The sequence below is a fragment of the Caballeronia sp. M23-90 genome (genome assembly GCF_053574605.1).
Genome location: NZ_JBSIPA010000335.1, coordinates 1 through 7,468, shown reverse-complemented (window position 1 = coordinate 7,468; position 7,468 = coordinate 1). Strand labels below are relative to the sequence as shown.

Here is a 7,468-nt window from a genome sequence, read left to right as displayed (position 1 = left end):
GCCACGCTTATGGCGCGTAGATCGGCAGTGGTGAGCCGTGCGCCATAAGCGAGCAATTCACCGATAAAAACCTGCGACCCGATGCCCGCGCCCAGCACCCCGAACCGCTTCAGATATCCGGTGAGGATCGCGCGGCACAATCGACGCGACCGCCGCGATCAATGCCGCCACGCTTATGGCGCGTAGATCGGCAGTGGTGAGCCGTGCGCCATAAGCGAGCAATTCACCGATAAAAACCTGCGACCCGATGCCCGCGCCCAGCACCCCGAACCGCTTCAGATATCCGGTGAGGAACGCGCCGCTCACAAGAACCAGTTCCGGTCCCGCCAGACCAGCGAGCGCCAACGGGCGGGACATGACCACGAATACAAGCGCGCCCAGCGCGGCCGCGAGACTCAATAGTGCTAGATCGCGGCTCGACTGGGCTCGCGTCGTCTTGCCTTCGGACACGCTTGCCCAGAGCGCAATGTTGCCCGCGAGAAAGCCGAGCGACGCGCTGCCTGGCAAGCCGATCGCAACGTCGTGAAGCGTCCCGAGCGCCGCCGCAATGCCGTAAGCGGTCACGAGCCGCAACCCCTTGATGCGCCGATGCGTACCCGGGTCGACGCGATCCAGCCAGCACACTGCCGCGTTGAGCCGATTTCGGGTGGTGTATGCGTCGTCATTCATGGCATTCCCTTTCTGGAAAGTGGTCCAGGTCGCCACAAAAACCTTTGGTTTGCGTGCGCATTCTTTCCCCACTTTCACAGCTCACACTGCCTGCATCGATAAGGCGAACCGCTGGCATCACACGAAAGGAGCCGACTTGAGAGTCATCCGCCACACGGTCATTGCCGCCGCACTGGGTTGCGGTCCATCAACGGGATTGTGAAGTATGGGCAGGCCGAGTGTTCAGGATCTCACACGTGAGCGCCGATTACATCTTGGAGACGACAACTGTGCCGACCCGCGTCTAGCCACCATTCGATGCGGGGAGCAACACCCTCAACAGCTCGGCGATGTCAGGCAAGGACCCCACATAGCTGATCGGACCGTCGAAATCAATCGCGTTTTGCTGCATGCCTTTGGGTTTGGCGCCTGGTTCCAGAACAAACGTCAGGCCACCGGCGTGGTGAACGGCTTCCGTACCCCGGGAGCCGTCGTCAAGCGCACCTGACAGAAGGATTGCAACGCTTCGATTGCCGGCATGCAGAGCGACGGATTTGTATAACTCGTCCACAGTCCGATTGCGTAATTTGTCATCGCGACCGTCAATGAGCTGCGCCTCGCCTTGACTTCCCAATGTCAGAATCGCGTCGGGTGTTCCAAGATAACAAACGCCCGGCCCCATTAGTTGGCCGTTGCTCGCAATCTCCACGGGAAGGCTGCTGGAACGGCGAAGGATATCGGCGAGGTAACTCACGTGACCGCTCGGGCGATGAAGCACCGCCAACACGGTTACGTCCAGCCCCGTAGGCCAGATTTCCATCAATTCACGTAGGTTGTCCAGGCCTTCAGAGCCGGAACCGCCGATAGCAACATAAGACCGCGAAGGATTTTTGTTCATTCCAGATCATAGAGGATGCGAAAAGGTAGTCTTGAAATCGGACATGGAGCATCTTTCCGATTAATTACCATAACGCTGCGCTCATCAGAAAAAAACAGTTCGTCGGGCGGGGATGTGCTTCTACTTGCGCTCGGCTCCGAGGACGGCGTCGGCGCACGCGAGGAAGCCCTTGATCAAACGTGCCCTCGGCGACGCCCGGTTCCACAGCACGCCGAATCGACGCGGCTCGGTGTGAACGGGCAGTGCAAGTTTCGCGATGTCCAGATGTACTGTCAGGGGTGACACGATATCCGGCACGAGCGACACGCCGAGTCCGCGATCCACCATCATTGCAATCGCCATCAAAGAATTCAATTCGAACAGTTCGCGCGGTATGATCTTCGCCGCGCGCAGATACCGGTCAGCCTGCTTGCCACCGCCAAGCGAGCGGTCATAGCGGATGAACGGCTCGTTTCTAAGCAGTCCGTGCGGATCGTGGGCGGCAAAACGCGCTGGTGCCAGCACGACGATCGGCTCTTCTCGCAGCAGGTGCCAGTCGTAAGCTTTCGGTAGTGAAAACCCCGGATGAAGACAGACGGCGATATCGACGTCGGCACGCTGAAGCGTTTCGTAGAGTTCCATCGACGTTCCGGCGCGGATCAAAACCTTCGCGTTCGGATACGACCTGGCGAACGCGGAGAGGACGTCCGGCATCAGGCTCAGCAATGCGGTTGTAATCGTGCCGATCCGCAGTTCGCCCGCCGCGTCGTCTTCGAGCGCGAACGCCTTCAACTCCGAAAAGTCGTGCACCAGGCTGCGCGCGCGCTGGATCACGCGATAGCCGGCTTCCGTAGGCATGACCGTGCGCCCCGAGCGAACCAGTAGTTCGGCCCCGAATGCGCGTTCCAGCGACTGGACCTGCTGGGCCACCGCAGCCGGTGTTATCCCGATCCGGCGCGCTGCTTCCGCGATAGAACCACTGTCGGCAACCAACAAGAAATTCGCGAGAAAAGCGATGTCCATAAAGATAGATTCTGCATCTTTTGAAGATAGGTTCGGATAGTTTATCTAAATTCATTCAGGACTTAGACTGGATCGTGATAATTCAAATAGATCAGAGCGGAGACATGAGAAGCAAACTGTTTGTGCCAGCCTCGCGACCCGAGTTGTTCGGCAAGGCTTTAGCCAGCGCCGCCGATGCAGTTTCATTCGACCTCGAAGACGCGGTTGCGCCCGAACGCAAGCCGCAAGCACGGGCTGCGCTGAGCGAATTGCTACGCTCCGATCTCGTCGCTGCCGCCAATAAGGTACTGATAGTGCGTGTAAACGCGCTCGACACCCCTTATTTCAATGCGGACATCGATGCCATCGCACAGCGCGGCCTTGATCTGATCAATCTGCCAAAAGCGGAGTCGGTCGACGACGTGCGCGCTGCCGCCGATGTGCTCGAGCGCGCCGAAGGGGCCAACGGCGTAACCACACCGATCAGGCTGCTGCTTAACATTGAAACACCCAAAGGATTACGCCACGCCGCCCAGCTCGCCGCTGCGCACCCGCGCGTCGCGGGGTTGCAACTAGGCTTGGGCGATCTGTTCGAGCCGCTCGGTATTGCGCGTCGCGAAGCAGTTGCCATTCAGCAGGCCATGTTCGGCTTGCGCATTGCGGCCGGCGAAGCGAATGTGTTCGCCTACGATTCCGCGTTCGCCGACATCAAGGACCAGGAGGGTTTCCGTGCCGAAGCACAACTCGCCCGGTCGATGGGTTTTCTCGGCAAGAGCTGCATCCATCCAAGCCAGATTGCGCTCGCCAACGAAATCTTCCGTCCTTCCGACGAGGAGATCGCCCATGCGTTGCGCGTCCTCGACGCGGCACGCGACGCCGAAGCACGCGGCGTCGGTGCGTACGTGGTAAATGGAAAGATGATCGATCCGCCGTTCTTCGAACGCGCGCGCGCACTGGTCCGTGATGCTGAACTCCTTGGCCTGCTGAATGATCACTGAATCCGCCACGTCGAACCGGGAACCGATGGAGCCACACATGGAACATTCGCCTCACGCAGCCACGACCGGCACGACAGGCCCGCTATCGGGAATTCGCGTGCTCGACTTGAGCGCTTACATTGCAGGTCCGTACGGATGCACACTGCTCGCGGACCAGGGCGCCGATGTCGTCAAGATCGAACCGCCTGCTGGCGACAATCTGCGCAAATATCCGTCCACCCTCGAAGCCGAAAGTCGCGCCTTCCTGGGTGTGAACCGTGGCAAGCGCGGTCTGGTCCTTGACCTGAAGCAAGCAGAGGCACTCAACGTGCTGATGCAACTCGTCAAAACCGCCGATGTGCTGGTGCACAACTTCCGCCCCAACGTGCCGCCGCGTCTCGGCATTGCATTCGAACAGCTTCGCCAGATCAATCCGCGGCTGATCTATTGCGCAGTCACCGGCTATGGCGAGACCGGCCCGAAGAAGGACAAGGCCGGCTATGACCAGGTCCTGCAAACGATGAGCGGAATGTGTGCACTGCAAGGCCCGAGCGAAGGGCCGCCGGAAATCCTTTACGGCTCGGTGGTTGACTACTACGCTGCGGCGCTCGTCGCGGCGGGCGTGTCTTCCGCGCTTTTCGAGCGCGAGCGTACCGGCGAGGGGCAGTACGTTGGTGTATCGCTGCTGCGCAGCGCGCTCACGATGCAATCAGCGCGGATGATCTGGGCCGACAGCGAACCGAAAGACGTTGGCCGCGATATGCGTTCGGGCGGCATCACAGGCATCCATCCGACTCGCGAAGGCTACCTGTATATCTCGGCGAACACGCCACACTTCTGGCAGGCACTGTGTGAGAAAACCGGGCTCAGCGCACTTGCAGAAAACGAACGCTACGACTCGGTGCGCAAGCGCGCGATGCATCGTGATGAAATCGTACCGAAATTGCACCAGGCGCTGACAGCGCGTAGCGCACTGGAATGGGAAGCGCTGTTCGGCGACGCGGTGCCGTGCTCGGCCGCGCGCACCATCGAAGACATGTTCGACGATCCGCAGGTGCTTGCGGAGGACATGGTGGCCACCTACGACTATCCCGGCGTCGGACGTTACCGCGGCTTTCAGCATCCGATCCGTTTCGGCGATAAAGCAGGAGACGCGACAGCGCACACGCCGCAAGCCGCTCCTGCATTCGGCCAGCATTCGGATGCGGTGCTGCGCGACGCAGGTCTGAGCGATGACGAAATCGCGGCGCTGCGTGCGAAACGCGCGGTGCTGTAGGGAGAGAGTGCAGCGCGGTGTCAGTGACAGGGCGGCACGCCCGACATATAAAACGGAGACGATGATGAACTCGCAGTCGCGTAAAGATAACGCGCAACCCGCCGGGCGCCGGGTCCCTGCAGGCGCGTGCGATTCGCACATGCACGTGTATGACCGCCGCTTCCTCGCGGATGGCGCAAGCCAGGCAAACTTCCCGGATCGCGCGAGCGCTGCGGATTATCTCGAGGTACAGCGGCAGACCGGCACGGCCCGCACCGTAGTCGTAACGCCGCGCAATTATGGCTCCGACAACCGGGTCACGCTGGATGCAATCCAGGCGCTTGGCCGCGAACGAACGCGCGGTGTCGGCGTGCTGACGCCCGAAGTGACGGACGCACAACTCGAACAACTTCACAATGGCGGTGTTCGGGGTATCCGTTTCACGCTTTACACCCCGGCCAATGCCGCCGTCCGCTTCGATATGGTCGAGCCACTCGCGCAACGCGTCGCGGAACTCGGCTGGCACGTGCAACTGCACTGGACCGCTGCGCAGATCGTCGAGCACCGGGCGATGCTTGCACGCCTGCCGTCGGCAATCGTGTTCGATCATCTCGCGCGTCTGCCATTACCCGACGGTGCTTTACATCCCGCGTTCAATATCGTGCGTGATCTGGCCGAATCGGGTCGCGTCTGGGTCAAGCTCTCCGGACCGTATCTCGACTCTCGCGTGGGGCTCGCCGATGACTATGCCGATACTGCACCGGTCGCACGTGCATGGATTGGCGCGCTGCCCGATCGCGTCGTCTGGGGCAGCGACTGGCCGCACGTGACAGAGTCACACAAGCCCGATGACACGCGGCTGCTCGATCTGCTCGATACATGGACCGAGGATACTGCGGTCAGCGACCGCATCCTGGTGGACAACGCAGCCGCGCTGTATGACTTTCCGAATCAAGAGGATCCGGTATCAAAATCCTGAGTCTTCCATTTCCCAGCGCCCAAAGAACGCGCGACCTACAAAAAATCAAGAGATAAACGATGAAACCTGCTGCCGCAACACCCATCGAGCGCAAGACGCGTTTCACCGAAGCGACGGTCAGGCTCTTCGAACGGATCATCCCCGACCCGTTTGTCCTCGCGATCCTGATTACCGCCGCGGTCGCGGTATTGTCGGCGGCATTCGGGCCGCGTGCGTCGGCCTCGCACCTGATCGGGGGTTGGTACAAGGGCTTCTTCGACATCCTGACGTTCGCGTTCCAGATCACGCTGGTGCTCGTGACAGGACACGCGTTTGCGCACGCGCCGCTCGTTCAGCGCATGTTCAAGGCGCTGGTCTCGGTCGCGCGCACGCCGGTCCAGGCGGCGGCGCTTACGTTTTTGCTCGTCGCGGTCGCATCGTTCTGCAACTGGGGCCTGGGGCTCGTCATCAGCGCATTGCTGGCGCGCGAAGTCGCGAAGCGCATGCGTGTCGACTTTGCATGGATCGTTGCAGCGGGTTTTTCGGGCTGGGTCGTTTGGGCAACGGGCATGTCAGGCTCGATCGCGCTCGCGCAGTCCACGGCCGGCAGTTCGATGAACGTCGTGCAGAAGCTGACCGGACAAGTGCTGCCATTGAGCAGCACCGTGTTCACGCGCTTCAACCTCGTGCCGACGATCATCATGCTGGTCGCAATGCCATTTGTGTTTGCGTGGCTCAAGCCATCCGCCGAGGATTCGGTGGTGCTCGACATGACGAAGCATCCTGACGCGCCGAAGCGGGAACGACCGGCCGGCCCGCTCAGCTTCGCGCGCTGGATCGAATATTCCTGGATCGGCAGCGCATTCATCGGTGTGGCGGGCATCGCGTTTTTCGTGTTGGCGCGCATCGAGAACCTGCCGTTTTCAGGCGTGAACGGCGTGATCTTCGTCATGTTCATAGGCGGCGTGATCCTGCATGGATATCCGCTCGCATACGCCGATGCCGTGAAGAACGCTGCAAAGCAGACCGGCTCCATGATGCTCCAGTACCCGCTTTACGGCGGGATCATGGGAATGATGGACGCGACCGGATTGCCCGACGTGATTTCGCATTTCTTCATCGCGATTTCGAATGCACACACGCTTCCGTTCTGGAGCTATGTGTGCTCGTTGATCGTCACGTTCTTCATTCCAAGCGGCGGCGGTCACTGGGCTGTGCAAGGACCGTTCGTCGTGCCTGCAGCCATCGCGCTGCATGCGTCGGTGCCGGCAACAACAATGGCCGTCGCCATGGGCGAACAAGTGTCGAACATGTTACAGCCATTCTGGGCTGCGCCGGTGGTCGCGATGGCCGGCATCGGCGTGCAGCGTGTGCTCGGCTATACCGCGGTGACGTTTGTGGTGGGCGCACTGGTGTACGGCGCTGCTTTACTGCTGCTGGTGTAGTGCAACACCGCACTGTGCGGTCATAACAAATAACAGGAGACGATGCATGCATCGCCGTCATTTCATCAAATCGCTTGGCGCGTTTGCGGTCAGTGGCACCGCGCTGCAATCGTCGTTTGCCGCTGGTGCGCCGGCCGCCACCTCGATTGCGGAGCAGCTCGCTGCTTACACGGCAGCACTGCGCTACGAGGACCTCGATGAACAGACCATCGAAGCTGTCAGGACACACCTGGCCGACGCGCTCGGATGCGGCGTTGCGGCGCTAGGCGAAGGGCCGGTGACAATCGCGCGCAAGGTCGCCCTCGA

The 7,468-nt window shown here is 60.8% G+C and carries 8 protein-coding genes; 5 read left to right on the top strand and 3 right to left on the bottom strand.

Translation table 11 applies throughout. The annotated features are described in order from the left end of the window. Positions 1 to 57 precede the first annotated feature (57 nt). The 3 genes from ACRXB1_RS25700 to ACRXB1_RS25690 all read right to left on the bottom strand — a co-directional run bounded on the left by ACRXB1_RS25700 (position 58) and on the right by ACRXB1_RS25690 (position 2,548). Complete coding sequence (locus ACRXB1_RS25700) at positions 58 to 669, bottom strand: hypothetical protein (RefSeq protein ID WP_449493643.1); 612 nt, start codon at positions 667 to 669, stop codon at positions 58 to 60. Between the two features lie 283 nt (positions 670 to 952). After that, positions 953 to 1,546: a chemotaxis protein CheB gene (locus tag ACRXB1_RS25695; RefSeq protein WP_449493642.1), complete on the bottom strand. Its 594-nt coding sequence runs from the start codon at positions 1,544 to 1,546 to the stop codon at positions 953 to 955. Between the two features lie 120 nt (positions 1,547 to 1,666). Then, the gene (locus ACRXB1_RS25690; protein WP_449493641.1) at positions 1,667 to 2,548 is read right to left on the bottom strand and encodes a LysR family transcriptional regulator; all 882 of its coding nucleotides are present in this window, start codon (positions 2,546 to 2,548) and stop codon (positions 1,667 to 1,669) included. Positions 2,549 to 2,652: 104 nt separating this feature from the next. Here ACRXB1_RS25690 and ACRXB1_RS25685 point away from each other — a divergent pair, with 104 nt between their 5' ends. From ACRXB1_RS25685 to ACRXB1_RS25665, 5 genes are all read left to right on the top strand, one after another. Then, on the top strand, positions 2,653 to 3,525 hold the full coding sequence (locus ACRXB1_RS25685; protein WP_449493640.1) for an HpcH/HpaI aldolase/citrate lyase family protein: 873 nt from the start codon (positions 2,653 to 2,655) through the stop codon (positions 3,523 to 3,525). 37 nt (positions 3,526 to 3,562) lie between these two features. Beyond that, positions 3,563 to 4,780: a CaiB/BaiF CoA transferase family protein gene (locus ACRXB1_RS25680; protein WP_075357754.1), complete on the top strand. Its 1,218-nt coding sequence runs from the start codon at positions 3,563 to 3,565 to the stop codon at positions 4,778 to 4,780. Between the two features lie 61 nt (positions 4,781 to 4,841). Beyond that, on the top strand, positions 4,842 to 5,738 hold the full coding sequence (locus ACRXB1_RS25675; RefSeq protein WP_449493639.1) for an amidohydrolase family protein: 897 nt from the start codon (positions 4,842 to 4,844) through the stop codon (positions 5,736 to 5,738). A gap of 59 nt (positions 5,739 to 5,797) precedes the next feature. Beyond that, on the top strand, positions 5,798 to 7,162 hold the full coding sequence (locus tag ACRXB1_RS25670; protein ID WP_062169898.1) for a short-chain fatty acid transporter: 1,365 nt from the start codon (positions 5,798 to 5,800) through the stop codon (positions 7,160 to 7,162). A 46-nt stretch (positions 7,163 to 7,208) separates the two neighbouring features. Beyond that, the coding region (locus ACRXB1_RS25665; RefSeq protein WP_449493638.1) for an MmgE/PrpD family protein at positions 7,209 to 7,468 on the top strand (260 nt) is incomplete at its 3' end.

Excerpts from the sequence above, each read along its gene's own strand:
- ACRXB1_RS25670 (WP_062169898.1), top strand. The coding sequence starts at position 5,798 with ATGAAACCTGCTGCCGCAACACCCATCGAGCGCAAGACGCGTTTCACC.
- ACRXB1_RS25700 (WP_449493643.1), bottom strand. The coding sequence starts at position 669 with ATGAATGACGACGCATACACCACCCGAAATCGGCTCAACGCGGCAGTG.
- ACRXB1_RS25680 (WP_075357754.1), top strand. The coding sequence starts at position 3,563 with ATGGAACATTCGCCTCACGCAGCCACGACCGGCACGACAGGCCCGCTA.
- ACRXB1_RS25695 (WP_449493642.1), bottom strand. The coding sequence starts at position 1,546 with ATGAACAAAAATCCTTCGCGGTCTTATGTTGCTATCGGCGGTTCCGGC.
- ACRXB1_RS25685 (WP_449493640.1), top strand. The coding sequence starts at position 2,653 with ATGAGAAGCAAACTGTTTGTGCCAGCCTCGCGACCCGAGTTGTTCGGC.
- ACRXB1_RS25675 (WP_449493639.1), top strand. The coding sequence starts at position 4,842 with ATGATGAACTCGCAGTCGCGTAAAGATAACGCGCAACCCGCCGGGCGC.
- ACRXB1_RS25690 (WP_449493641.1), bottom strand. The coding sequence starts at position 2,548 with ATGGACATCGCTTTTCTCGCGAATTTCTTGTTGGTTGCCGACAGTGGT.